The 25978-nt window shown below is 73.7% G+C and carries 20 protein-coding genes; 14 read left to right on the top strand and 6 right to left on the bottom strand.

Going from position 1 to position 25978, the window contains the following annotated elements; translation table 11 throughout:
- Nucleotides 1-4 precede the first annotated feature (4 nt).
- The 3 genes from AB0927_RS09835 to AB0927_RS09825 form a co-directional block, all read right to left on the bottom strand.
- Nucleotides 5-7267, bottom strand: a complete 7263-nt coding sequence (locus AB0927_RS09835; RefSeq protein WP_366667017.1) for an amino acid adenylation domain-containing protein — start codon at nucleotides 7265-7267, stop codon at nucleotides 5-7.
- A gap of 109 nt (nucleotides 7268-7376) precedes the next feature.
- On the bottom strand, nucleotides 7377-7874 hold the full coding sequence (locus tag AB0927_RS09830; protein ID WP_366667016.1) for a GNAT family N-acetyltransferase: 498 nt from the start codon (nucleotides 7872-7874) through the stop codon (nucleotides 7377-7379).
- Between the two features lie 80 nt (nucleotides 7875-7954).
- The gene (locus tag AB0927_RS09825; RefSeq protein ID WP_366667014.1) at nucleotides 7955-10285 is read right to left on the bottom strand and encodes a M20/M25/M40 family metallo-hydrolase; all 2331 of its coding nucleotides are present in this window, start codon (nucleotides 10283-10285) and stop codon (nucleotides 7955-7957) included.
- Between the two features lie 112 nt (nucleotides 10286-10397).
- Between AB0927_RS09825 and AB0927_RS09820 the strand changes: the two genes are divergently transcribed.
- From AB0927_RS09820 to AB0927_RS09780, 9 genes are all read left to right on the top strand, one after another.
- A complete protein-coding gene (locus AB0927_RS09820) occupies nucleotides 10398-11381 on the top strand; it encodes an ABC transporter ATP-binding protein (RefSeq protein WP_366667013.1) in 984 nt (327 codons plus the stop codon).
- A 39-nt stretch (nucleotides 11382-11420) separates the two neighbouring features.
- Nucleotides 11421-12251, top strand: coding sequence for an ABC transporter permease (locus AB0927_RS09815; protein WP_366667012.1), 831 nt, complete (start codon nucleotides 11421-11423; stop codon nucleotides 12249-12251).
- A gap of 25 nt (nucleotides 12252-12276) precedes the next feature.
- Nucleotides 12277-12447 (top strand): MbtH family protein, encoded by a 171-nt coding sequence (locus tag AB0927_RS09810; RefSeq protein ID WP_366667011.1) that lies wholly within the window; start codon nucleotides 12277-12279, stop codon nucleotides 12445-12447.
- A gap of 33 nt (nucleotides 12448-12480) precedes the next feature.
- Complete coding sequence (locus tag AB0927_RS09805; RefSeq protein WP_366667010.1) at nucleotides 12481-13548, top strand: P1 family peptidase; 1068 nt, start codon at nucleotides 12481-12483, stop codon at nucleotides 13546-13548.
- 203 nt (nucleotides 13549-13751) lie between these two features.
- On the top strand, nucleotides 13752-14219 hold the full coding sequence (locus tag AB0927_RS09800; protein WP_366667110.1) for a nuclear transport factor 2 family protein: 468 nt from the start codon (nucleotides 13752-13754) through the stop codon (nucleotides 14217-14219).
- Nucleotides 14220-14401: 182 nt separating this feature from the next.
- Nucleotides 14402-15577, top strand: coding sequence for a DUF3103 family protein (locus tag AB0927_RS09795; protein WP_366667009.1), 1176 nt, complete (start codon nucleotides 14402-14404; stop codon nucleotides 15575-15577).
- Nucleotides 15578-15726: 149 nt separating this feature from the next.
- Nucleotides 15727-16815, top strand: coding sequence for a DUF5954 family protein (locus tag AB0927_RS09790; protein WP_366667008.1), 1089 nt, complete (start codon nucleotides 15727-15729; stop codon nucleotides 16813-16815).
- A 46-nt stretch (nucleotides 16816-16861) separates the two neighbouring features.
- Nucleotides 16862-17299: a glutaredoxin domain-containing protein gene (locus AB0927_RS09785; protein WP_366667007.1), complete on the top strand. Its 438-nt coding sequence runs from the start codon at nucleotides 16862-16864 to the stop codon at nucleotides 17297-17299.
- A 105-nt stretch (nucleotides 17300-17404) separates the two neighbouring features.
- Nucleotides 17405-18367, top strand: coding sequence for a hypothetical protein (locus AB0927_RS09780; RefSeq protein WP_366667006.1), 963 nt, complete (start codon nucleotides 17405-17407; stop codon nucleotides 18365-18367).
- A gap of 12 nt (nucleotides 18368-18379) precedes the next feature.
- Here AB0927_RS09780 and AB0927_RS09775 read toward each other — a convergent pair whose 3' ends face one another.
- Complete coding sequence (locus AB0927_RS09775) at nucleotides 18380-18838, bottom strand: universal stress protein (RefSeq protein ID WP_366667004.1); 459 nt, start codon at nucleotides 18836-18838, stop codon at nucleotides 18380-18382.
- A 52-nt stretch (nucleotides 18839-18890) separates the two neighbouring features.
- Nucleotides 18891-19940 (bottom strand): lactonase family protein, encoded by a 1050-nt coding sequence (locus AB0927_RS09770; RefSeq protein ID WP_366667003.1) that lies wholly within the window; start codon nucleotides 19938-19940, stop codon nucleotides 18891-18893.
- A gap of 47 nt (nucleotides 19941-19987) precedes the next feature.
- Between AB0927_RS09770 and AB0927_RS09765 the strand changes: the two genes are divergently transcribed.
- Genes AB0927_RS09765 through AB0927_RS09745 form a run of 5 tightly spaced genes read left to right on the top strand, consistent with a single transcriptional unit; the run spans nucleotide 19988 to nucleotide 25142 of the window.
- Complete coding sequence (locus AB0927_RS09765) at nucleotides 19988-20209, top strand: hypothetical protein (RefSeq protein ID WP_366667002.1); 222 nt, start codon at nucleotides 19988-19990, stop codon at nucleotides 20207-20209.
- Nucleotides 20206-21261, top strand: coding sequence for an NAD(P)-dependent alcohol dehydrogenase (locus tag AB0927_RS09760; protein ID WP_366667001.1), 1056 nt, complete (start codon nucleotides 20206-20208; stop codon nucleotides 21259-21261). The genes AB0927_RS09765 and AB0927_RS09760 overlap by 4 nt, the downstream gene beginning before the upstream one ends.
- A 48-nt stretch (nucleotides 21262-21309) precedes the next feature.
- Complete coding sequence (locus tag AB0927_RS09755; RefSeq protein ID WP_366667000.1) at nucleotides 21310-23139, top strand: glycoside hydrolase family 15 protein; 1830 nt, start codon at nucleotides 21310-21312, stop codon at nucleotides 23137-23139.
- The gene (locus AB0927_RS09750) at nucleotides 23136-24584 is read left to right on the top strand and encodes a glucose-6-phosphate dehydrogenase (RefSeq protein ID WP_366666999.1); all 1449 of its coding nucleotides are present in this window, start codon (nucleotides 23136-23138) and stop codon (nucleotides 24582-24584) included. The genes AB0927_RS09755 and AB0927_RS09750 overlap by 4 nt, the downstream gene beginning before the upstream one ends.
- Before the next feature lie 12 nt (nucleotides 24585-24596).
- Nucleotides 24597-25142, top strand: a complete 546-nt coding sequence (locus AB0927_RS09745) for a gluconokinase (RefSeq protein WP_366666998.1) — start codon at nucleotides 24597-24599, stop codon at nucleotides 25140-25142.
- Nucleotides 25143-25211: 69 nt separating this feature from the next.
- On the opposite strand, the gene AB0927_RS09740 is transcribed toward AB0927_RS09745, so the two are convergent.
- Complete coding sequence (locus AB0927_RS09740) at nucleotides 25212-25706, bottom strand: hypothetical protein (protein ID WP_366666996.1); 495 nt, start codon at nucleotides 25704-25706, stop codon at nucleotides 25212-25214.
- Nucleotides 25707-25978 lie beyond the last annotated feature (272 nt).

Here is a 25978-nt window from a genome sequence, read left to right as displayed (position 1 = left end):
GGGTTCACCGCTCCTCCAGCCGGTCGAGTTCGGCGGCCAGGACGCGGCCGATGAAGTCGATGTGGCCGGGCTCGACCAGCTCCAGGTGCCGGGCCGCCATCGGATGGTCGGTGACCTCGCCGATCAGGTACGGCGCCCACAGCTCGGCGGTGCTCGCCCCGCCCAGCAGGGCCGCCCGCCGGGTCTCGGCGGTCGCGGTGAAGGAGAGCAGGCCGCCGTCGTAGACGCGGGGCGTCCAGCGGACCATCAGCTCGCCGTGGTAGCGGCAGGCGTCGACCATCGCGGCGAGCGCGGCCGGGTCCTGCGGGGCGGAGGCCCCCATCGCCGGGGCGAGCAGCCGCAGCAGCTCCGCGGGCTCGGGCACCCGGCTGCCGTCCCGTACGGCGGCGAGGTCCGCCGCCGGCGCCCCCACGCCGTCGAGCAGGCCCAGCACCACGTCCTTCTCGCTCACCGGGTCGTCGGGCGCGCGCCGGTCGTGCTCCATGGGCGGCACGCTGTCCATCAGCGCCAGCAGTTCGACCCGCTCGCCCGCCTCCCGGAGCTGCACGGCCATCTCGTGCACGAGGACGCCGCCGAAGGACCAGCCGAGGAGCCGGTAGGGGCCCGCGGGCTGGATCCGCCGTATCCGCGCGAGGTACTCGGCGGCCAGCCCGGCGATCGTCGCGGGGCGGGGGCCGTTGCCGGCCGGGCCCGCGCCCTGGAGGGCGTACACCGGTTGCTCGGGGCCGAGGCCGCGCAGCAGGCCCACGTAGCCGAAGCCGTCGCCGACGACGGGGTGCACGCAGAACAGCGGCCTGCGGCTGCCCTGGGCGCGCAGCGGCAGCACCGGCTCCCAGGCCGCCCGCTCCCGCGTGAACCGGCCGTCCAGGCCCGGGTCGTTCGCGATCCGCTCGGCGAGTCCGGCGGCCGTCGGATGGTCGAAGAGGGTGCGCACGGGGAGCTGCACGCCGGTCTCGGCGCGGATGCGCTCGACCAGCCGGACCATCATCAGCGAATGCCCGCCGAGCAGGAAGAAGTCGTCGTCCGGACCGGCCCCGGGGACCTCAAGGATCTCGGCGACCAGCGCCGTCAGCACCCGCTCCAGCGGGGTGGCGGGCTCCCGGGCGGTCCGCTCCTCGGCGTCCGGGACGGCCGCGGGCTCGGGCAGGGCGGCCCGGTCCAGCTTGCCGTTGGGCGTGACCGGCAGCACGTCGAGGGTGACGTACCCGGTCGGCACCATGTGCTCGGGCAGCCGGGCGCGCAGGTGCTCGCGCAGTTCCCCGGCCGTGGGCTCGGGACCCTCCGCGACCGGCACCACGTAGGCGACGATGCGGGGCGCGCCGTGCCGGTCCTCGCGCACCAGGACCACCCCGGCGGCGACCGCCGGGTGGTCGCTCAACGCGGCCTCGATCTCGCCGAGTTCGATGCGGAAGCCGCGGACCTTCACCTGGCCGTCGACGCGGCCCAGGTACTCCACCGCGCCGTCGGCGCGCCAGCGGGCGATGTCGCCGGTGCGGTACATGCGGGAGCCGGGCGGCCCGTAGGGGTTGGCCACGAACCGCTCGGCGGTCAGCGCCGGGCGGCCCAGGTAGCCGTCGGCGAGCTGGGCGCCGTCGAGGTACAGCTCGCCCGCGACGCCCGGCGGGACCAGCTGGAGCCCGGCGTCGAGGATGTGCACGCGGGTGTTCCACACGGGCCGCCCGATCGGCACGGGGCGGCCGTCGTCGTCCTGCGGCCGGCAGGTCCAGGCGGTCACCTCGATCGCGGCCTCGGTGGGCCCGTACTGGTCCACGAGCCGGATCCCCGGCAGCACCTGGTGGAAGCGGCGGGCGGTCGCGGCGCTCAGCGCCTCACCGCCGACGATGACCAGCCGCAGCGAGTCGCACAGGCCGGCGTCGGGGTGCTGGAGGAACGCGTCCAGCATGGACGGCACGAACTGCGCGACGGTCACCCGCTCCGCGCGGATCAGCTCGCACAGGTACCCGGGGTCGCGGTGGCCTTCGGGCCGGGCCACGACGAGGGTGGCGCCGGTGGTCAGCGGCCAGAAGATCTCCCACACGGACACGTCGAAGCTGGACGGCGTCTTGTGCAGGACCCGGTCCTCGGCGGTGAGCAGGTACTGGTCCTGGCCCCACCGCAGGCGGTTGGCCACGGCGCTGTGCGGGACGACGACACCCTTGGGACGGCCGGTGGAGCCGGAGGTGTAGATGACGTAGGCGGGGTCGGCGGGTCCGGCCGGCTCCTCCGGGGCCGGTACGTCCACCGTGCCTTCCGCAGCCGGGAAGAGCAGCGGGACTCCCTGCGGCACCCTCAGCCGCTCCGCCTCCGCGGGCGTGCCGACGACCGCCGTCGGCCGCGCGTCCTGGAGCATGAACGCCAGCCGGTCGGCGGGGTAGTCCGGATCGAGGGGCACGTAGGCGGCCCCGGCGCGGTGCACCGCGCACAGGGCGACGACCAGTTCGACGGAGCGGGGTACGGCGACGGCGACGCTGTCGCCCCGGCCCACGCCGTGCGCCGTGAGCCGTGCGGCGAGGCCGTCGATGAGCGTGCCGAGCCGGCCGAACGTCACCTCCTCGCCCTCGAAGACGACCGCACTCGCCTCGGGGGTCCGGGCGATCTGCTCGGCCACCGAGGCGGCGAGCGTGGTCGGCGCCAGCTCGTGCCGCGTGTCGTTCCACTTGTCGAGGATCAGCCGCCGCTCGTCGTCGAAGAGCAGGGGGACCCCGCCGATGCGCTGGTCGGGGTCGGCGGCCACGGCGGTGAGCAGCCGGGCGAGCCGGTCGGCCAGCGCCGCCGCGCCCGCCTGGTCGAACAGGTCGGTGCGGTACTCGACGGTGCCGGTCAGCGGGCCCTCGGTGCCGTCCGCGGCGCGCTCGGCCGCCAGCGTCACCGTCAGGTCGAACTTGGCGGGGGCCAGCTGGACGGTGATCCGCTCCGCGGTGACGCCGGGGATGTCGAGGCGGACGCCGTCGCCCTGGTCCACCACGAGGGCGACCTGGAACAGCGGGTGCCGGCCGGGCTGCCGCTCGGGGTTGACCAGGTCCACCAGCTGCTCGAAGGGCAGGTCCTGGTGGGCGTAGTCGGCCACGTCCCGGTCCCGCACCCGCGCCAGCAGCTCCCGGAACGTCGGGTCTCCCCCGGTGTCGGTGCGCAGCACGAGGGTGTTGACGAAGAAGCCGACCAGCTCCTCCAGGTTCGCGTCGGTACGGCCCGCCACCGGGGTGCCCAGCGGGATGTCCGTGCCCGCGCCGAGGCGCGTCAGCAGGGCGGCGAGAGCGGCTTGTACGGCCATGAAGAGGCTCGCGCCGCCCGCCTGCGCGAGGTCCGCGAGGGCCCGGTGGGTGCCGGCGTCGATCCGGAGCGGGACGGTGCCGCCCGCGTGGCCGGTCTCGGGGGTGCGGCGCCGGTCGACGGGGAGCGGGACCTCGTCGGGCAGTCCCGCCAGGGCCGTACGCCAGTACTCCCACTGTCCGGCGGCGAGCGTGCCCGGGGTGCGGACGTCGCCGAGCAGCCGGTGCTGCCACAGGGTGTAGTCGGCGTACTGCACGGGCAGCGGCGACCAGTCGGGGGCGTGTCCCTCGGCGCGGGCGCGGTAGGCGGTGGCGAGGTCGGCGGCGAGCGGCTGGAGGGACCAGCCGTCGCAGGCGATGTGGTGGACGGTCAGCAGCAGGACGTGGCGGCCGGGCCCGAGCAGGTAGAGCCGGGCCCGCAGCGGCGGCCGGTTCGCCAGGTCGAACGGCACGGACGCCGCGGCCCGCAGCTCGGCCGCCAGTCCCTCGCCGTCGGCGCGGGCGGGGTCGAGGGGGGCGATGTCCAGCAGCGAGGGCAGTTCCGCCGGGTCCAGGACCCGCTGGTGGGGTACGCCGTCGCGGTCGGGGAACACCGTGCGCAGCGCCTCGTGGCGGACGACGACGTCGTGCAGCGCGGCGCTGAGCGCGCCGATGTCCAGGGGGCCGTCGAGCCGGAGCGGCAGCGGGATGTGGTAGGCGGGGCTCTCGGTCTCCAGGCGTTGCAGGAACCACAGCCGGCGCTGGGCGTGCGACAGCGGTGTCTCGGCGGGGCGTTCGGCCGGGACGAGCGCCGGGCGCCGCTCCGTGCCGCCGAGCAGGCGGGCCAGCCGGGCGGGGGTGCGGCTCTCGAAGACGGCGCGGATGGGCAGTTCGGCGCCGGTCACCGCGCGCACCCGGCTGACCAGGCGCATGGCCAGCAGCGAGTGGCCGCCGAGGCGGAAGAAGTCGTCGTCGGGACCGACCCGGTCGGCGCGCAGCACCTCGGCGAACAGCGCGCACAGGCCGGCCTCCCGCTCGTCGGCGGGCGGGCGGCCCCCGCCGTCGGTGACGCGCAGGTCCGGTTCCGGCAGGGCGCGCCGGTCCAGCTTGCCGCTGCTGGTCAGCGGCAGCCGGTCGAGATGGGCGAAGGCGGCGGGCAGCATGTACGCCGGGAGGTGCTCGGCGAGGTGGTCGTGCAGCTCGGCGGCGCCGGGCGGCCGGGGGCCGGGGGCGGGGACGACGTAGGCGGCGAGGTACGGGTCGCCGCTCTCCTCGCCGCGTACGGCGACGGCGGCCTGGGCGACGCCGGGGTGCCGGGCGAGTACGGCCTCGATCTCGCCCGGTTCGACGCGGAAGCCGCGGATCTTGACCTGGTCGTCGGCGCGGCCGAGGTACTCGACCTGGCCGTCGCGCAGCAGCCGGGCCAGGTCGCCGGTGCGGTACATGCGGGAGCCGGGCGGCCCGTAGGGGTCGGCGACGAACCGTTCGGCGGTCAGCGCGGGGCTGCCGACGTAGCCGCGGGCCAGCTGGGGCCCGGCCAGGTAGAGCTCGCCGGGCACGCCGAGGGGCACCGGGCGCAGGCGCTCGTCCAGGACGGCGGCGCGGACGTTGTCCAGGGGCCGTCCGATGACCGGCGCGGGGCTGTCACTCAGCTCGCAGGTGAGCGCGTCGACGGTGAACTCGGTGGGCCCGTAGTAGTTGTGCACGGCCGTGCCCTCGACCGCGGCGAGCCTCGTCCACAGCTCGGGTCCGACCGCCTCGCCGCCGAGCATGAGGACGCGCGGCCGGTGCCGGCCCTCGTCGAGGAGTCCGGCGGCCAGCAGGGCCTGGGCGTAGGTCGGGGTGAGGTCGAGGAAGTCGAGGCCCTCGCTCCGCACGTGCGCGACGAGCGCCTCGGGGTCGAGGCGCACCTCGTCGGCGAGCAGGTGCAGGCAGTGCCCTTCGAGCAGCCAGAAGAACGGCTCCCAGGCGGTGTCGAAGGTGATCGAGGCGACCAGGCCGACCTGGAAGCGGGGGGTGCCGTCGGGCGCGTACCGGCGTGCCATGCGGGACCGGTGGTGGTGGGCGAGGTGGCCGAGCGCCTCGTGGGTGACGGCGACGCCCTTGGGCGTGCCTGTGGAGCCGGAGGTGTGGATGACGTAGGCCGTGTCCCGCGGGCGGGCGGGGGCCGCGCGGTCCGCGTCGGTGAGGCCGGTGGCCGGGCGGGCGGCGATCCGCTCGCGCGTAGCGGGGTCGTCCAGCACCAGGGCGGGCGTGCCCGCGGGCAGCCGGGGCGCGGTGTCCGCGGTGGTGACGGCGCAGACCGGCCGCAGGGTGGAGGCGACGGCGGCCAGCCGTTCGGCGGGGGTGTCCGGGGTGAGCGGGGCGAAGGCGGCGCCCGACTTCAGGACGGCGAGCAGCGCCACGACGAGGTCGGCCGTGCGGTCGAGCAGCACGAGGACCGGCGCTTCGGGGGCCGCGCCCCGCTCGACCAGCTCGCGGGCCAACCGGTTGGCGCGGGCGTCGAGTTCGCCGAAGGTGAGCCGGGTGTCCCCGGCGACGAGCGCGGGCGCGCCGGGGTCGGCGGCGGCGCGCTGTTCGAAGGCCTGGTGGTAGGCGAGGGAGGGGACCTCGGTCGCCGGGCCCCGCCACAGCGAGGTGAGGGTGCGGTGGTCGTCGTCGGTGAGCAGGTCGATCTCGCCGAGGTGCCGGTCGGGGTCCTTGGCGACCCGCTCCAGGAACAGGACGAGCCGCCGGGTGAAGTCCTCGGCGCCCGCCCGCTCGAACAGGTCGCTGCTGTACTCGACGAAGCAGGTCAGCCCGGCCGGGGCGCCGTCGGCGTCCTTGCGTTCCATGACGTTGAACGACAGGTCGAACTTGGCGCCACCGGGGTCGGCCTCGACCACCTCGCAGTCGACGCCGGGCAGTCGCAGGGTGGCCTCGGGCAGGTTCTGGAAGGCCAGCATGACCTGGAACAGCGGGTGCCAGGCGAGCGAGCGCGGCGGGTTCAGGGCCGTGATCAGCCGCTCGATCGGCATGTCCTGGTGGGTGAAGCCCTGGAGGTCCGTGCGGCGCACCCGCTTGAGCAGTTCCCGGAAGGTGGGGTCGCCCGAGGTGTCGACGCGCAGCACCAGCGGGTTGACGAAGTAGCCCACCACGTCGTCGTAACGGGAGTCGCCGCGCCCGGCGGTCGGGCTGGCGAGCGGGATGTCGTCCCCGGCGCCCGAGCGGCTGAGCACGGTGGCGAGCGCCGCCTGGACGACCATGAAGAGGCTGACCCGGCAGGAGCGGGCGAGGGCCAGCAGGTCGTGGTGCAGGCCGGCGGATATCTCCCAGGGGAAGTAGTCGCCCTCGTGGGACATGACGGCCGGGCGCGGCCGGTCGGTGGGCAGCGGCAGGCAGTCGGGTATTCCGGCGAGCGCCTCCTTCCAGTAGGCCAGTTGCGCGCTGATGCCGCTGTCGGGGTCGTCCAGGCTCCCCAGGGAGCGGTGCTGGGCGACGGCGTGTTCGGCGAAGTCGGCCGTCAGGGGCGGCCAGCCGGGCGCCTCGCCGGCGAGGCGGGCGATGTAGGCGGTGTTCAGGTCGCGGGCCAGCGGGGCCATCGACCAGCCGTCGCCGGCGATGTGGTGCTGGACCAGCAGGACCAGGTGGTCCCGCGGTCCGAGCGCGAACACCCGTATGCGCAGGGGGATTTCGGTGGCCAGGTCGAAGCACTCGCGGCAGGCCGCGGCGATCAGCTCCGGCAGGGCGGCCTCGTCGGCGGGCTCCACCGTCAGCGGCGTCTCGACGTCGGCGGCGTCCAGGATCCGCTGGTAGGGGGTGCCGTCCTGGTCGGGGAACACGGTCCGCAGGGTGGCGTGCCGTCCGATGACGTCGGCGAGCGCGGCGCGCAGCACCTCGATGTCGAGCGGGCCCCGCAGGCGGAGCGCCACCGGCATGTTGTAGGAGGCGTCGCCCTGCTGGAGCCGGTCGTTGAACCACAGCGCGAGCTGTGCGTAGGACAGTGGGATCTCGCCCGCGACGGTGCCTTCGCCCTGCACTTGGGTGTTCCCTCCCCTGATCACGGCCGCCGGAAGGTTTCTGCCGCGGCCCGCCGTTGATGGATGCACTGCGTGGTGGTGCGTGGTCGGGTCGGGCCCCGACGGTGGGTCAGCGAGCGGTCCAGTGGTAGGTCACATCGGGCTCGTTCTCCTCGTTGCGGCTGCCGTCGTTGAACTCGCCGGCGGTGAAGCCGTGCCGCTCGTAGAAGGCGCGGGCGTCCGTGTTGCGCTGGAAGCAGTGCAGCGAAAGCTCTTCGGGGGAGGCTCGCTTCACGGTTTCGAGCAGGGCGGTGCCGATGCCGCGCCGCCGCACGTCGGGGTGCAGGTAGAGGTGGTCGAGGACGGTCTTGTCGAGGGCGGCGAAGCCCACGATCCGCGCCGGCTCGCCCTGTTCGGCCACCCACACGGTGCTGGAGGGCAGGACGACGTGCTCGAAGAAGCCGAGGGTCTCCTCGTCGCTGTAGAGCCGGGGCAGGTACGGCAGGGCCGCGCCGCGCGAGGCGAGGAAGACGGCGGTGATCGCCGCCGCGTCGGCCGCGCCCGCCTCGCGCAGGCGGAAGGGCTCCGGTTCCCCGGTGGTGCCGTCGTGGTGAGGGGTGGACGTCATCAGGACGCTCTCTTCTGTCGGGACCAGGGATCGCCTGGCCGGAGATATGGCCCCGGCCGGATGGCGGCCAGGGGACCGGGTCAGATCGTGTAGCGGCGGCTGGCGAAGGAGAGGCCGGCCGCGCCGGGTTCCCAGGTGAGGCCGGCGGGGCGCGGGCTGCGCAGGGCCTGGGCGGGCAGCCCGGCGTCCTCCGTCATGGCGAGCAGGCGCAGCGGCTTGTCGCCGCGGACGACGAGGGTCACTTCCTGGCCCCGCGGGTCGGGCGCGACCATCAGCAGGCCCCACTTCCACGGTGATCCGGCGTGCGGGCGGTTCTCCCCGCCGGACAGGTCGGGGATCCCGGCGGGCGCGCCCGCGACGCGGGCCCGCACGACGTGCGTGGTGGAGGTGTCGACGTACAGGGCGAGCATGGCGGGCTTGCCGCTCCCGGGCCCGACCTTGAGGCGGACCGTCCGGGTGGCGCCCTCGCGGGTGTCGGAGACCTTGGTGACCTCGGGTGTGGCGACCGGGGCGACGGGGGCCGGTCCGGCGAGCAGGCCGCCCGGCGGCGCGGCGAGGGCGGGCGACCAGGCCTCCAGCGTGTCCGTGCGCCGGTGCCCGGTGTGGCCGGTGACCCAGGAGACCGGGTCGGCGTCCTCGGACACCCAGTAGGCGCGCCCGTGGTCCGCGTCGAGGGCGTACATCAGGCTGACCGGCCGCGGGTGGTCCGCGTCGGGCCGGTCGGCGGCGACCGCGCCCCCGACGCACACGGTGCCGGCCAGCGCGACGACGGCCGCGAGGGCGATCAGGCGCCTGGCCCGCAGGCCGCGGAACCAGCGGGTGAGCGGGGCCGCCAGGACGGCGAGGACCAGGGCGGCGAGGGCCAGCGGGGCCGCCGCCGCGGCGAGGCCGAGCGTCGGGAAGAGGAGGGTGACGAGCGGCACGAGGACGATCACCGCGGGCAGCGCCGCGCCGACGAGGGCCGTGGTGCGCCACGGGGAGTCCTCCGCGGCGCGGGCGCCGAGGGCGACACCGGCCGACACGCCGAGCGCCGTCCAGGTGAACACGTACGCCGCGCCGGGCAGCAGCAGGGCGGTGGGTACGGCGAGCAGCGCGGGCCACACCGCGATGCCCACGGCCGTCTCCAGTTGACCGGCGCGCCGGCCCGTCCACGCGGCCCACAGTCCGGTGAGGGCGGCGGTGAGCAGCAGCAGGCCGACGACGACGGGGGCGGTGCGATAGGGGTCGCCCGTGAGGAACGACGCGTAATAGGGGCGGATCAGCAGCAGGATCCGCCAGCCGGCCCAGCCGAGCGCGGCCGCGCCCACGAGGACGAGGGGCAAGGTGAGCGCGGCCCGCGGCACCGCCGAGGGGCGCAGCGCCTTGCGACGGCGCGCGTACCAGCCGGCCGCCACGAGGGCGAGCGGCGCGGCGACGGCCAGCGGAAGCACGGCGCCCGCCGGGTAACGCACCAGCAGGGGACCGACGTTGAACCAGGTCGCGTCGGAGGACCGGGTGACCGCCCGCAGGTCGGTGGCGGACAGCCGGCGCACGGCGGAGAGCACGGTGTCCCCGAGGTCCTGGAGGCTGCCCGGGTGGACGTGCGCCACGTCGTCGCCGGGGGCGTGGTAGTCGGCGCCGTCGCCGATGACCGCGAAGTTCAGCCCGGTCATGCCGCCCTTGCGGAGCTGGGTGAAGTCGGTGTCGTTCGGCAGCCGCCGGTAGACCTCGGCGGACAGCGAGGTGGCCACGGGCGGGTGGCCGCCCAGCGCCTCGACCAAGGCCGAACTGTGGCTGCCCGTCTCGAACATGACGGCGCGTCCGGAGGTGCCGCGCGCCTCCAGGTTGAGGACGACGCGGGGTTCGCCGGTGGCCTTGCCGAGGCCGTGCACATAGGCGCGCGCCCCGAGCTGGCCGGTCTCCTCCGAGTCGGTGAACAGCAGGACGACGTCGTTGCGCGGGCGGGGGCCCTTGGTCAGGATGCGGGCGATCTCCAGCAGGGACGACACGCCGAGGCCGTCGTCGGAGGCGCCGGGGCCGGTGAGAACGGAGTCGGTGTGCGCGACCAGGAGGACCTGGCCGGTGGGAGAGGTGCCCCGGATGGTGGCGGTGATGTCGTGCACCCGGCCGGCCAGATGGGAGGCGCCGTCTCCGGGGACCACCTCGGTCGCCTCGTCCTCCACCGGTTCCAGTCCGAGACGCGTCAGCCGGTCACTCACATAAGCGCGGGTCCGTTCCGCCCCCGCGCTGCCCGATGGATGCGGGGCATCCGCGAATTGCGCGATATCGGCCTTGGCGCGATAGGCGGAAAACACCGACGGCGCGGCATCGGCCGCTACCGGATCGGGTACGGCGCCTACGGCCAATGCGCACTCGGCGCCGATGAGCACCAGCAGCAGCCCGGCGACAAGCACGACTATGCGTGCCCTCATCAAACCCCCCGGATTGGCACTTGCCCACGTCGGGGCTTGATCATGTCGGCACCCTACCAACAACATCGCGCTGGCAGAAGGGGGTTCACAAGGGGGTGCCCCTTACGCTTGTATGGGCTGCTGCGGCGGGCTCGACGCCTTGGGACCTCGTCCGTGCCGCGTATCCAAAGGGGGAATTAACCGGGTGAGCGTCCCCACTGTCCTTTTTCGGGATGTTGTAAAGACCTATGGCTCGGCGAACGCCGTAGACGGACTCAGTCTCGATATTTCGCCGGGCCGTTTCATGGGTCTCCTCGGGCCGAATGGCGCGGGAAAGTCCACCACCATGCGGCTCATCACCGGCCAGAGCCGGGCGACCCGCGGAACGGTGGAGGTGCTGGGGCACGCCATGCCGTCCGGGTCGCGCCGGGTGCGCTCGCTGCTCGGTGTCGTACCCCAGGAGGACAACCTCGACATCGAACTGACGGTTCGTCAGAACCTTGAGGTGTTCGTCCGGTTCAGTTCCCTGCCGGCCTCCGGGTACGACGGGGCGGTGGACCGCGCGCTGGCCGCCGTCCGGCTGACCGACCGGGCGGACAGCCGGGTGGAGGAGCTGTCCGGCGGAATGCGGCGCAGGCTGCTGCTCGCCCGGGGCATCCTCACCTCGCCGCGGCTGCTGCTGCTCGACGAGCCGACGGTCGGCCTCGACCCCCAGATCCGGCAGGGCCTGTGGGACGTGATCGAGGCGCTGCGCGAGTCGGGTACGACGGTGCTGATGTCCACGCACTACATCGAGGAGGCCGAACGCCTCGCGGACGAGGTCGCCGTCGTCTTCGCGGGCCGGCTGATCGCCCAGGGCGCCCCGGACGAACTGCTGCGCGTCCACGCGGGCGCCCAGGCCGCCGAGTACCGGGGCGACGCGGCCCGCCGCGCGGAGGTGGAGGAGCGGGTACGGCGGGCGGGGCTGCCCAGCCGTCGTACCGGACTGTCGGTGTCGGTGCTGCGCGCCGAGACGATGCCCGCGTCGCTGCGCGAGGCGCTGGGTCCCGCGGACGTGCTGCGCCCGACCACGCTGGAGGACGTGTTCGTCATCCTGACCGGCGAACTGTTCGTCTGACGCCGCCACTTCATCAGCCCCACCAGAAGGGACCCGTTCATGACGAGTGCCGCACCGGCTCCCCCGGCGGACACCCTCGCACCCGCGGCCGCCGGCGACGCCCCGGCCCCCGCCCTGCTGCCGGCGCTGCGCGCGGTGTGGCGACGTGAACTCCTGCTCTTCCGGCGCTACTGGCCCGCCATCACCTTCGGTTCGCTGATCGAGCCGCTGGTGTACCTGGCCGGTTTCGGCGCCGGTTTCAACCACCTGGTGGACTCGGCCGAGGGCCGCCCGTACCCGCAGTTCCTCGGCGTGGGCATGGTCGTCACCTCCGTCCTGTTCGCCTCCGCGTTCGCCGGCATGTTCGAGAGCTACAACCGGCGTTGCTACCAGCACCTCTACGACGCGGTGCTCAGCCGTCCGGTGGACGTGTGGGAGCTGGTCACGGCCGAGGCGTCGTGGATCGCGGTGAAGTCCGCCGTCTACAGCTCGGTGCCGCTGCTCGTCACGATCGCCATCGGTCTGCCCCTCGGGCCGTCGCTGCTGCTCGTGCCGCTGATCACCCTGCTGTCGGGGCTGACCTTCGCGCTGGGCGGCATGTGGGTCTCCACGCTGGTCCCGGCGATCGACTGGCTGCGGCTCGTCGTCTCCGGCGTCCTCACCCCGCTGGTGATGGCCGCGGGCGTCTTCTTCCCGCTGTCGGGGCTGTCCGGCTGGCTGCGGATCGTCGCGGCCGTCAACCCCATCTACCACTGCATGCGGTTGGTGCGGCACGCGGCCTTCGGCACGCTCGGCGCCGTCGACCTGCTGCACCTGGCGGTGCTCGGCTGCTGCACCGCGGCCGCCTGGTTCCTCGCGGTACGCGGCATGAGCCGCCGCCTGTTCGACTGACCGACCCCATCGACGGGAGCACCCGATGACCAACCCCTTCGACCGCGCGGACGGTTCCTACGTCGTGCTGCGCAACGCCCGTGCCGAGTACTCCCTCTGGCCCGCGGGCATCGCCGTGCCCGACGGCTGGGAGGTCGTCCACGCCGAGGACTCCAGGCAGGCCTGCCTGGACTATGTCGAGAACCAGGCGGCCTGACCGGATCGGCGGCGACGAGTGACGTCCGAGCCCATGGAACCCACGACTCGTCCGCGGCCGGGACGGCGCGCCCGGGCCCGTGATCTCGGCATCGTCATCGGGGAGTTCGCCCCCGGGCCGCTCGACGCGATCACCGATGTGCCGGGCGTCCGGGTCGGGCACGCCACCGTCCGCCGGCCGCCCGGCGTGCACAGCGGGGTGACCGCCGTGGTGCCCGGCACCGTCGGCCCCCACGCGCCGCTGCCCGCCGGGGTGTTCACCGGCAACGGCTACGGCAAGCTCATCGGCACGACCCAGCTCACCGAACTCGGCACGCTGGAGACCCCGGTCCTGCTCACCTCGACCCTGTCGGCGTTCCGGGTCGCCGACGCCCTCGTCGGCTGGATGCTGGAGCGGCCCGGCTGCGGCGAGGTGCGCAGCCTCAACCCGGTCGTGGGCGAGTGCAACGACGGGTACCTGTCCGACATCCGCGCCCGCCCGGTGCGCGAGGAGCACGTGCGGGCGGCGCTCGACCAGGCGTCCGGCGGCCCGGTGGCCGAGGGCTGTGTCGGCGCGGGCACCGGCACCGGCGCCCTGGGGTTCAAGGCGGGCATCGGAACGTCCTCCCGCACGACGGACCTCGGCGGCCGGCCGTACACCGCCGGGGTCCTGGTGCAGGCGAACTTCGGCGGCACGCTGCGGGTGCTCGGCCGCCCGGTCACGCCGCGCTCCCTGGGCCTGACCGGCGCCCCGGGACCGGCCGCGGAGACCGGCTCCTGCATGATCGTGGTGGCCACGGACGCCCCGCTCGACGCCCGCCGGCTCGGCCGGGTCGCGCGCCGCGCCGTGTTCGCCCTGGCCCGCACGGGCGCCGCCTACAGCCACGGCAGCGGGGACTACGCCCTCGCCTTCGCCACCCGCCCGGATTCCGGCCCCCTGGTGGCGGACAGCGAACTGAGCCCGCTGTTCGAGGCCGTCATGGACGCCGTCGAGGAGGCGGTCCTCAACTCCCTCCTCGCCGCGACGACCACCACGGGGCGCGCCGGCCACACCCTGCCGGCCCTCCCGGCGGACCGACTCCTCGACGCCCTCGCGGGGCGGGACCCGGGCCGGCCCGGCTGACGTGCGGCGAAGGCGGGGAACGACGGCTCCCCCGCCCCTCCCCGGGCAGGCACACGTGATCCCATGATCACTTCGAGTATCTTTCAGGCGTGTCCGTGCCTTCGGTGCCGCAGGGCGCACCTCCACCCCTGGGGCGCGCCGCCCCGGACGCGCGCCGAGAGGGTACGACCGATCCGGTGACCGACCGAGAGGACAGCCGCGCCATGACCGACGCCCGCCCGCCCCTGCCTCCCTTCGACCTCGACGGCGCCCTGGCCAAGGTCCAGGCCGCCGAGGACGCGTGGAACACCCGCGACCCGCACCGGGTCGCCCTCGCCTACACCGAGGACTCCGTCTGGCGCAACCGCGACCTCTTCCTCACCGGCCGTGCCGAGATCATCGCGTTCCTCACCGCCAAGTGGGAACGCGAACTCGACTACGCGCTGCGCAAGAGCCTGTGGAGCTTCGGCGGGAACCGCATCGCCGTCCGCTTCCAGTACGAGTCGCACGACACCGAGGGCCGGTGGTTCCGCTCGTACGGCAACGAGTTGTGGGAGTTCGCCGCCAACGGCCTGATGAGCCGCCGCGAAGCCTCCATCAACGACGTGCCCATCGAGGAGGCGGACCGCCGCTACTTCGGCCCCCGACCGGACAGCGAGCGGGGCCCCGGGCACGAGATCCCTCTTGCCTGATACACCGTCAATTTCTCTGTAGGGGCAGGGAGTTCCGGTAGAAGGTGCGTCTGTTCACGCTGTGAGAACCTTGTGCATATGACATGCCCGCGTCATTATTGACGGGGAATCATCTACTCGCATAGACCTCTGCGGGAGCCGGTTCCGTCACCGACCACTCCACGTCCGGAGGATCGATCCTCGTGAGACCTCGTCACACCCGCGGACGCAGCACCCTCACCGCCGCCGCGGCCACCCTGCTCACCTTCTGCGCGGCCCAGACCCTGGCCGCCGCCCCCTCGGCCTTCGCGGCCCCGGCCCCCACCCCGGCGGCCACCCGCGCGGCGCACGCCCCCTCCGCCACCGCGTCCGCCGTCACCTCCGCCCAGGACCGGGCCGCCCGGGCCATCGCGCGCTCGCTCGGCGACGCGTCCTGGAACACCCGGCTGCGCACGGCCGCTCTGACGTCGCGCGAGGTGTCCGTCACCGAGCGGGCGAGCGGCTCGCTGAAGTCGGAACTCGCCGCCGCCGACGGGCAGATCGCCGCGGCCAAGGGCCTCGACGCGAAGACCGGCTCGCTGCTCCAGCTGCGCCTCGGGGACCCCTCGATGCGCGCCGCACTGTCGGCCGGCACGGCCCCCTGGGTCGCGGCGGCCGCCTCGGACGACCACGCCGGCACCGTCACCGCCTACGACAGCCAGGGCGGCGCCCACCTCCTGGACGCCCGCGAGACCCCGGCGCACCCGGTGTACGTCGTCGACGTCGACAGCTCCAAGGCGCTGGCGGCCGGTATGGACGTCCTGCGCCAGGAACTGGTGAAGGACGGGGTGCGGTCCGCGGCACCGACGGCGGTGAACACCACGACCACCCCGCAGGCGACGGCCACCGCCGGCTACTGGACGACGAAGATCACGTCGGTCGAGGTGGCCGACGACGAGGAGCCCTGGATCAAGGGCGACGCCGAGATCTACACCCTGGTCAGCGGCTTCGGCCAGGACGGCAAGGTCCGCGTCGACCCCGTGGACATGCCCTACCTCGACAAGGCCGGCACCGTCTACAAGCCCAACCAGATCCTGGTCAACTGGTCGAACTACAAGTACAACCTGGCCGACGCCGTGATGATGGAGGAGGACGGCAGCACCAACTACCGTGACCTCGCCAAGGCGATCGCCACGGCGCTGCTCACCATCACCGACCAGGGCACCTACATCCCGCTGGTGAACGCGATCCTGGACGCCATCCCGGACGACTGGTGGACCGACGACCCCGACTACGTGGACTCCTGGTACACCCTGGCCCAGAGCAACCAGGGCACGTACTACGGCGCCCGGGGCAACGGCTGGATGACCGTCGAGCCGTACTTCGTCGAGCAGTTCTGACGGACGCGCACCGAACGGGGCCTGCCGGGAGAGAAGTTCCCGGCAGGCCCCGCCGTCATTCCACCACGGATGGCTGGTTTTTCGCCCGAGGAGCGGCATTTCACCAAAAACCGCGCTGGACGCGTCCTCCGGTCGGCAGGATAGGGCGCATGGACCTTGGGAATGTGAGGCCGGACGGGGTGCGGCCGGTGGTCGTGCGTGTGCCGGTGGAGCCGGTCGAGGCCGCCATGGAGGCCGACGCCCTCGACGCCGTGGTGAACGCCGGCGAAGTGGCCGTGCGCGGCCCGCTGTTCGGGGTCGTCGCGCAGAGCGCGCGGGACGGGCAGCGCTGGCGGGCGGTGACCTCGATCACGGCCCCCTTCCCGCAGATGTCACGCGACAGCCTGAACTCCCGGCTGTGGTTCCGCGCGAAGGACGAGGCCAAGGACAGGGCGGAGCGCCGTGCCCTGCTCGCGGCGGTCGCCCGGCTGGAGACCGAGCCCGTCGACGAACTCACCGTCCTCGGCACGCGCTACCGGATCGTCCGCGCCGAGGAGTACGCCGGCACGGGCGCGGGCGGCATCGAACTGCCGCGCCCGACCGACCCGGAGCCCCTCTCCGCCGACTGGAGCCTCGGCAGCCGGGAGCCGGAGGTCGACGCCGATCTGGTCCTGGACCCGGACGCGCCGCTCACCCCTGCCCTGGCCACCGAGCGGCTGGCGCTGCGCGACTTCGTCTACGCCGGCTCCCGGTTCCCCGACTTCGTGATCCGCGAGTCCCGCCGGGCCCGGCGGACCCATCCGGACGTCGTGCTGCTGCCGGCCACGTTCACGGTCGCGGAACGCGACGGCAAGGGCTGGGGGCCGGTGAGCCGCCCGCACACCACCGCGCTCGGCGCCCGCAAGTCGCTGGACTTCTTCCTGACGTGGCTCGAACCGCGTACCCGCGGCCTGATCCCCGTGGACGCCGACCGGCTCGTCGACGCCCGCACCGTCGCGGCCGACGACCCCGGTGCCGATCCCGAGCTGATCGCGTACGCCGAGGCCTCCCGGCGGCTCCGCTCCGGCCGTGTCAACCAGTTGGAGGTCCTCGACACCACGTACCGGATCATCCGCACCCGGCGCATGCTGCGCTGGGGATCCGACGGCCCCGAGGGACCGCGCCCGTCCGACACCAGCGACCACGGCCCCGAACGCATCCACCCCCGGCTCGACGAGGACGGCGTCGTCCATCACGACCACGACGAGGAGGACGACTGACGGCCGCGGGGCCTTCCCGGCGGCCGTACGGATAGCCTGCGTCACCATGAGACGCTCCTGGTCCCTGCCGACAGTGCTGATCCTCTGCGGTTCCGTCGCGACGGCGGGAATGTTCCTCAAGGGCGACCGCGGCACGGCCACGGCCTTCGCCTCGGTGTTCGTGCTGCTCGCCGCCGTGAACTCGCCGCTGGTCTTCCCGCGTTCCGTCAGCGCGTCGGAGGCCCGGCGGCGCAGCACGGCCGACGGCCGGCCCGTCGTGTACTGGCGGCCGGGCTGCACATACTGTCTGCGCCTGCGCTTCCGGCTGGGCCTCGGCGCCCGCCGCCTGCACTGGGTCGACATCTGGCGCGACCCCGACGGCGCGGCGGCGGTGCGGGCGGCCAACGACGGCGACGAGACCGTGCCGACCGTGGTCGTGGCGGGCCGGGCTTACACCAATCCCGACCCCGCCTGGGTGCGTGAGCAGCTCCTTCCGTCCCCCTGAGGCGGGGCTGCCGACAGTTGTCCACAGGCCTTTCGGGAGCCGATCGCCGAGGCGTAATCTCCTTTCGCGCACAAGATCTTCACACCACGGCCAGGGGGAGGCCACATGCAGCGTCGTTCCACGCCGCTCGCCAAAACACTGGGAGCGGCGGCCCCGTCGGCCGCGGCGGTCTCCTGGGTCATGACGTACACCGAGGGCCGGACGGACGTCGTCTGGGCCCCGAACGCGGCGGCCAACAGCGCTTTCGACAACGGGCAGTCATCGTTCACCGCCCTGTACGTCGTGCTCACCTGGCTCCTCGGCGTAGTGCTGTCCGTGTACGCCACCGTGCTGCTGCGAAGCCCCCTGCGCACCGGGCAGCGCGTCCTCAGGAAGGACGCGGCCGCGGGCGGCGTCCACGCGATCCGCGTCCGGGTCCGCTGCCCGGTCCGGGAGACGAACCCGTACATGACCGGGGACCGCGCCCGCAGGGTCGCCACCTCCAGCGCCTACTGCGTCGAACTGGTGCCCGAGGACGACGCCGACCGGCAGCGGACCATCCGCCTCCAGGCCATACCGGCGATATCCAAGCGCCACGTCCGCATCTCCCCCGGCGACCGGCACCTCGCCCACGCGGCCCTCGTGGGCCACGGCGGCTGGCTGTGCCGGCCCGAGCGGTGGCGGGAGAGCATCGGCGCGGACCCACAGCGCAGAGCCGCGGCCGCCTTCGTCTCCGACTCCGGTCACGTCGTCTGGGGCGTCACACCGGACAAGGACCACAGGAAGTACCTGCGTGCCGGTGCCGCGCCGGTACGGAAGACGGACCCGGCCCTCGCCGTGAAGCCGCTCACCCGGCCGTCCCGTCACATCGACTTCCCCCGGGTGCACTTCTTCCGGCTGGTCATCGCGACGGCCGGCGCCCTGCTCGTCCTGCCCTGTGCCCTGGGGGTCGTCCCCGGCTGGGCCGGTCTCCCGCTGAGCATGGCGGCGGGTGCCCTGGCCCTCCTCGCCGGCGTGCCGATGCGCGATGAGGCGGAGGACCGGGACCGGTGGACCGTGCGCGAGCCCTCCCCCGCGCCGGCTCGGTGAGCCCGCCGCGCCTCACTCCTCCTTGCCCCGCAGGACGAGGACCGGGCAGGCGGCGTGCTGGACACAGTGCTGGGCGACCGAGCCGAGCAGCAGGCCCCGGAAGCCGCCGAGGCCCCGGCTGCCGACCACGAGCAGCGCGGCGTCGCGGGAGGCCTCAAGCAGGACGCTGGCCGGGCTGCCGTAGCGCACCACCGTGCTGACCTGCACGGTGGGGTGTGCCGCGGCGGCCTCCTCCACCGCGGCCGTGAGTTCGCTCTGCGCCCGTCCCGCCAGAGCGGCTTCGTCGGAGCTGGACGGCGGCAGCCAGCCGAGGGCGCCGTGGAACTGCGGGACGTCCCAGGCGATCACCGCCTCCACCCACCCGCCGGTGAGGTCCGCCTGGCGCACCGCCCAGCTCAGGGCCTGCTTGGACCCCTCCGAGCCGTCCACGCCGACCACGATGCGTTCTCTCTCGTCCTGTCGCTCGGCCATCCTCTTCCCTCGTCTCTCGTCCCTCGTCCCTGGTCCGCGTACGGGGGTGCCCTCACCCGAAGGCGACGCTGCTGGCGGCGGGCACGGGCAGCGATCCGGCGGGCCGGGGGACGCCCGTCGCGGTGTCGAGATCGAGCCAGCTCACCTCGCCCGAAAGCTCGTTGGCCGCGTACAGGCGCCGACCCGACGGATCGAGTGCCAGGTCACGCGGCCGGCGGCCACCGCAGGGCACGTCCGTCACCCGTTCCGCCCGCTCCCCGGACGCGTCGAGCGCGAGGACGGCCACGGTGTCGGTGCCGCGCACCGCCGCCCACAGATACCGGCCGTCCGGTGCCACCACCGGGGCGGAGGGCTGCACCGGGACGGCCGGCCCGTCCGGGAACAGCGGGGTCTCGCCGACCGCTCGCAGCACCCCGGCGGCGGCGTCCCAGCGGCACACGGTCACCGTCGGCCGCAGTTCACCGAGGACGTAGGCGTGGTCTCCGGACGGATGGAAGGCCAGGTGCCGGGGGCCGGTGCCCGGCGGCAGCGCGGTCCCGCCGTGCGGGCGCAGTTCGCCCGTGCGCTCGTCCAGCGAGCAGACCTGTACCGAGTCGGTGCCGAGATCGACGGCGAGCACCCAGCGGCCCGTCGGATCGGGCACGACCTGATGGGCGTGCGGGGACCGCTGGCGTTCCGGGTGCGGTCCCGAGCCCTCGTGGCGCAGCACGCCGCTCGGGGGCAGCGGCGCTCCCTCGGCCGTCAGCGGCAGCACGCTGACGCTGCCCGAGCCGTAGTTGGCGGTCAGCAGATGCCCCTGGATCAGCGCGAGATGGGTCGGTTCGTCGCCGCCCACCCGCACGGGCTCGCCGAGCGGGCGGGGCACCGCCTCGGCGGCGTCGTACGCGGCCACCGCCCCCGCCACCGTCTCCGAGACCGCGTAGAGGACGGGGCCCGGCTCCCCGTGCCCGACGGCGAGGTACGACGGGTTCGCAACGGACTCCACGACACCCGCCCAGGTCAGCGCCCCGGTGCGCGGGTCGATGTCGGCCACGACGATCCCCGGCCCACCCGCCGACGTGAACGACCCGATGAAGGCGCGCCCTGCGGCACTGCCGGACATGAACCCTCCGCCCTCCGCCCCGCGCGCAGCACGACGGAGTCACCACGATGCGGGCGGACCGCGAAAGCGCGGCGGATTCGCCGTGCGACATGGCCCTGCTTTCACCGGAACGCATCAACGGCCCCGCGGTCGACGCGCGCTCCCCGCAGCCCCGTGAGACGGTGATCACGGTGTGCGACGTCGCCGCCGACCGCCGGAGACGGCGGGAGAACCATGCGGCCGCCGGGGCCGTGGCGGTGGTCATCCGACAGGAGGGCGAAGGCCGGTGAAGGCATTCGTGATGAAGAAGATCGGGAGCGTCGGCTTCATGGACAAGCCCGTTCCCGAGCCGGGGCCGACCGACGCCGTGGTGCGCACGACCAAGGCGCTGATCTGCACCTCCGACTCGCACACCGTGCAGGGCGGCATCGGGCCCCGAACGGACCTGACCCTCGGCCACGAGGCCGTCGGCATCGTGCACGCGGTGGGCGGCGAGGTGAAGGACTTCCGTCCCGGCGACCGGGTGCTGGTCGGGGCCATCACCCCCGACTGGGGCGACCTCGCCTCGCAGAACGGCTACCCCTCGCAGTCGGGCGGACCGCTGGGCGGCTTCAAGTTCGCCAACCTCAAGGACGGGGTGTTCGCCGAGTACTTCCATGTGAGCGGCGCGGACGCCAACCTGGCGCGGATTCCCGAGGGCATCTCCGACGAGGTGGCGGTCTACTGCGCCGACATGCTGTCCACCGGCTTCATGGGCGCCGAGCACGGCAACATCCCGATCGGCGGCACGGTGGCGGTGCTGGCGCAGGGCCCGGTCGGGCTGATGGCCACGGTCGGGGCGCGCCTGCGGGGCGCGGGCCTGGTCATCGGCGTCGAGTCGGTGCCCAGCCGGCAGGAACTCGCCCGGTTCTACGGCGCGGACGTGATCGTGGACTTCAGCAAGGAGGACGTGGTCGCGCGGATCCATGAGCTGACCGGCGGCCAGGGCGTGGACACCGCCATCGAGGCGCTCGGCGCGGACGTGACCTTCCAGACCGCGGTCAAGGTGACCAAGCCGGGCGGCACGATCTCCGTCATCGGCTACTTCGGCCAGGGCGAGTTCGTGCACATCCCGCGCGTCGAATGGGGTGTCGGCATGGCGGACAAGACGATCGCGACCGGCCTGTGCCCCGGCGGGCGGCTCCGCATGGAGCGGCTGCTGCGGGTGCTGGAGACCAAGCGTGTCGACCCGACCCGGCTGACCACCCACCGGTTCCCCTTCAGCCAGATGGAGCGTGCCTTCGAGGTCTCGGACAAGAAGCTGGAGGACACCGTGAAGGTCCTGATCAGCTTCGACGAGTGACGCGTCCCGGCCCGGCAGCACCGCTCGGCGTCAGAGAAGCGAGGCCGCATGTACGATCCCGATCCGCCCTTCCGGCCCGTCCGCAGGCGGGACGGCTGTCTCCCGCTGGAGGATCTCGGCCTGATCGGGGACGGCACCACGGCAGCCCTGGTCGGCCTGGACGGCTCCATCCCGTGGATGTGCCTGCCCCGCTTCGACTCGGACCCGCCCTTCTGCGCTCTGCTCGATCCCGCGCGCGGCGGCCACTTCACCGTGGCGCCCGAGGACCTGGTGGAGGCGCGGCAGCGCTACCAGCCCGACACGGGTGTGCTGGTCACCGAACTGCGCTCCCGCACCGGCCTGGTGCGCCTCACCGACGCGCTCGCCCTCCGGTCCGGCGCCGACCTCACCGAGGACGTGCCGGCCGGGCGGGCGGAACTCGTGCGCTCGGCCGTGGTCCTGGACGGGCACGTACGGCTGCGGGCCGAGCTGGAGCCGCGCGGCGGCGGAGAGACGCAGGCGCTGTTCAGCGGGCTCGGGGTACGACCCCACCGGCAGCCCGGCCTGCGCCTGCACCTGCGCTCCAACCGTCCGCTGACCGGTCTGCACAGCACGCACGACCTCCGTCAGGGCGAGCGCCTCGACCTGGTGCTGTCCTGGGGGCGCTTCCACCGCCACCACCGTTTCGACACCGACGCCATGCTCCAGGGCACCGCCGACGCCTGGCGCCGCTGGATGCGGCACTGCGACTACGCCGGTCCCCAGACGGCCCTGGTCAGACGGGCCGCGCTCACGCTGAAGATGTGCGACGACCTGGCCAGCGGCTCACTGGTGGCCGCGCCCACCTCCTCGCTGCCCGCGCCGATCGGCGGCATCCGCAACTGGGACTACCGCTACGCCTGGATCCGTGACGCGGCGTACGCCGTGTTCGCGCTGCGCCGCATCGGGTTCGACGGCGAGGCGGACTCCTTCCTCGGCTGGGTCCTCGACGCCTTCGAGCAAAGCCGGCAGCCGCGCATCATGTACACCGTCCAGGGCGACACGGTGCCGGACGAGGTGGAGGACGGCGAGCTGGCCGGCTATCGCGGTTCCGCCCCCGTGCGCTGGGGCAACGGCGCGGCGGACCAGCGCCAGCACGACGTCTACGGCGAGATCCTCGACTGTGCCGACAGGTGGCTGCTCGCGGGCGGGGAGATCCAGCCGGCGCTGTGGGCGGGCCTGGCCGGGCTCGCCGACGCGGCGGAGCAGGCGTGGCACACTCCCGACCAGGGGATCTGGGAAGTCCGCAGCGAGGGGCGGGCGTTCACCTTTTCGGCCGGGATGTGCCAGGTGGCCCTGGACCGGGCGGTGCGCATCGCCGAGCGGCACGGTCTGCCCGGCCGGATCGACCAGTGGCGGACGGCGGCGGAGCACGTGCGCCGCATGATCCTGGAGGAGTCCTGGGACGAGAAGTCGCGCACCCTCAGCGCGCATCTGTCCGGCGGCGGTGTCCTCGACGCGAGCTTGCTGGCACTGCCTCTGCGTGAGGTCGTACCGGCCGGTCACCCGCGGATGGTGGCCACGGCGAAGGCCGTCGCGGAGCGGCTGTCGGCCGGGGACGGACTGCTCTACCGCTACCTGCACGACGAGGCCCCCGACGGTCTGGCCGGTGACGAGGGCGCGTTCGTGCTGTGCAGCTTCTGGCTGGTCGACAACCTGGTCGGGCAGGGCCGCACCGAGGAGGCCGGGGAGCTGTACGCCTCCCTGTGCGCGCGGGCCAGCACGCTCGGGCTGCTGTCGGAGCAGATCCACCCCACCACAGGAGAGTTCATGGGCAACTTCCCCCAGGCGTTCAGCCATATCGGCATCATCGCGAGCGGCGTGAACCTCCAGCGGGCGAGGGCGGCGAGCCGGCGATGATCGGGCGTCTGGTCGTCCTGGGTGCGACGGGGGACCTCAGCGGGCGCTTCCTCATGCCGGCCCTCGCCGCCCTGCGCGCCGCGGGACACCTCGGCGACGGGTTCCGGCTGACCGGGGCGAGCCGCGAGGAGTGGACCACGGAGCGGTTCCGGGAGTGGATCACCGAGTGGCTCGACCGGCAGGACGGTGACCTTCCGGCCGACGCCCGGCGGGCGGTCGTGGAGTCGGCGCACTACCAGCGGGCCGATGTCACCGACCCGGAGGACGTCCGGGCGGTCGTCGCCGGTGACGAGCCCGTGGCGCTGTACCTGGCGCTGCCGCCCGTGCTCTTCCCCCGGGTGGTCTCCGCGCTGCGCTCGGCGGGCCTGCCGGCCGGGAGCAGGATCGTGCTGGAGAAGCCGTTCGGCGAAGACCTGGACAGCACACGGGAGTTGAACGCTCTGCTCGCCGAACTGGTGCCGGAGCAGGCGGTGTTCCGGGTGGACCACTTCCTGGCCATGACGACGGTGCAGAACGTGCTGGGCAGCAGGCTCGCCAACCGGGTGCTGGAGCCCCTGTGGAACAGCACCCACATCGCCGAGGTGGAGATCGTCTGGGACGAGAGCCTCGCGCTGGAGGGCCGGGCCGGCTACTACGACCAGGTGGGCGCCCTGAAGGACATGGTGCAGAACCATCTGCTCCAGGTGCTCTGCCTCGTCGCCATGGAACCGCCGGTCACCCTGGGCGAACGCGACCTGCGGGACCGCAAGGTGGACGTGCTGCGCTCCGTGCGGCTGCTGACCGATTACGACGTGGTGCACCGCACGCGCCGCGCCCGCTACTCGGCGGGCCGGATCGAGGGCCACGACGTGCCGTCGTACGCCGACGAGGAGGGCGTGGACCCCCTGCGCGGGACCGAGACCTTCGCCGAGGTGGAGCTCGAAGTGGACAACTGGCGCTGGGCGGGTACGACGTTCCGGCTGCGCAGCGGCAAGGGGCTGGGGTCGGACCGCAAGGAGGTCGCGGTGCGGTTCCGGCCCGTGCCCCATCTGCCGTTCGGGCACACCGGGGAGGTGGAGCCCAACGTGCTGCGCTTCGGGCTGGAGCCGGAGGGGCTGGCCCTGGATCTGATGGGCACGGGCTCCCGGGCCGGGCACCTCACCGAGCTGGCGCTGTCCGCCGAGCTGGAGCCCGCCGAACTGCCCGCCTACGGACGACTGTTGCTGGACGTCCTGCGGGGCGATCCCGCCCTGTCCATCCGCGGCGACGAGGCGGAGGAGGCCTGGCGGGTGCTCACCCCGGTCCTCACGGCGTGGGAGCGCGGACTCGTCCCCCTGGAGGAGTACCCGGCGGGCTCGGACGGACCGGCGCCCCGGCATCCTTACGGTCCGGGCCCGCTGACCAGGGACGCGCTGCTGCACGAGGAGACGGTGCTGCACACGGCGTCCGACGACGGCCGGCCGTGAAGGAGCAGCCCGATGCGCCGTGACCTTGGGCAGCGTCCGCCGTGCGTCGTCGTGGTCGGGGTGTCCGGGGTGGGCAAGACCACGGTGGCCCGGCTGCTCGCGGGGCGGCTGGGCGTCCCCTTCGCGGAGGCGGACGACTTCCACTCCCCCGAGAGCGTCGCGAAGATGTCGGCGGGCGTGCCGCTCACCGACGCCGACCGGCAGACCTGGCTGGAGTCGATCGGCCGCTGGCTGCGCGAACGCGACCAGGCCGGCACGGGTGGTGTGGTGCCCTGCTCCGCGCTGCGCCGCCGTTACCGGGACACCCTGCGGGCTGCCTGCCCTGACGCCTTCTTCGTGCATCTGACGGCCCGGCACGATGAGGTGGGGCGGCGGATGAGCGAGCGTTCCGGCCACTTCATGCCGCGCGTGCTGCTGGAGTCGCAGGAGGCGACGCTGGAACCGCTCGGGCCCGACGAACGGGGCGGCGCCGTGGACGCGGGCCCGGCTCCCGAGGTCGTCGTCGAGGCGGTCCTGGAGCTCATGGCCGAGGGGCGCGCCGACACCGAGGAGCCGTGACCGGCGCCGGGTCGTCAGGGCGCGGGGATCCGGACGACGGCGGTCGCCCGGATGCCGGCCACGAGGGTGTCAGCAGCCGCAGCTGTAGTAGAGGGCGTCCCAGTGGGTGCCCTCGTCGGCGTAGACGTTGCCGCTGGCCGCGGTCCACATCGGGTAGCCGTCGCCGCGCAGGCCGGAGTAAGTGAAGCTGTTCTTGATGTAGTTGGTGATGCAGGTGTTCTTGCCGTAGTCGAGCTTGTAGCCGTTCCAGTGGGAGTACGTGCCGGAGGCGTGCCCGGTCTCGGTGCCGCCGGTGATGTTCAGGGCGCAGCCGCTGGCGTGCTTGAGGGTCACCGCGCCCTGGGCGGTGGCCAGGTTGAGCTGGTCGAACGACGTACAGGTCGAGTTGTTGCGGTCCGAGCAGTTGCCGGACGACGACCAGGTGATGCCGGCGTCGCGGAACATCTGGGTCGCGGTGGCCTGGGTGATCTTGGTGACCGCGAACGCGTCCGTCGCGGTGCCGACGACGGCGACACCGGGGGCGACGACCAGCGCGAGAGCGGTCAGGGTCGAGCGGACCTTCATGGGGGAGCCTCCTGCGTTAGGCCGGGCTTCTTATGGGGCGACTGTGCAGGTGGTGCCTGGGGATGATGCCAGAGATCCCCGCGTGTCCGCCAGAGACGATCGGCATCAGCCGCACCTCCCGCCGCCGAGGGCGACGACTTGCCCTCCCATACCCCCATGGGTATACGCTGGCTCCCAGTTGATACCCCCCTGGGTATCCCTTACGCTTCCATATACCCCCCTGGGTATGAGGGCCGCCCCTCCGGCCCTTCCGTTCCGCCTGCACCAGGAGG

The sequence above is a fragment of the Streptomyces sp. NPDC048106 genome (assembly GCF_040706415.1).
Lineage (GTDB): Bacteria > Actinomycetota > Actinomycetes > Streptomycetales > Streptomycetaceae > Streptomyces.
Note: the sequence above shows the minus strand (reverse complement) of the source record. Positions and strands in the feature narration are given on the sequence as shown.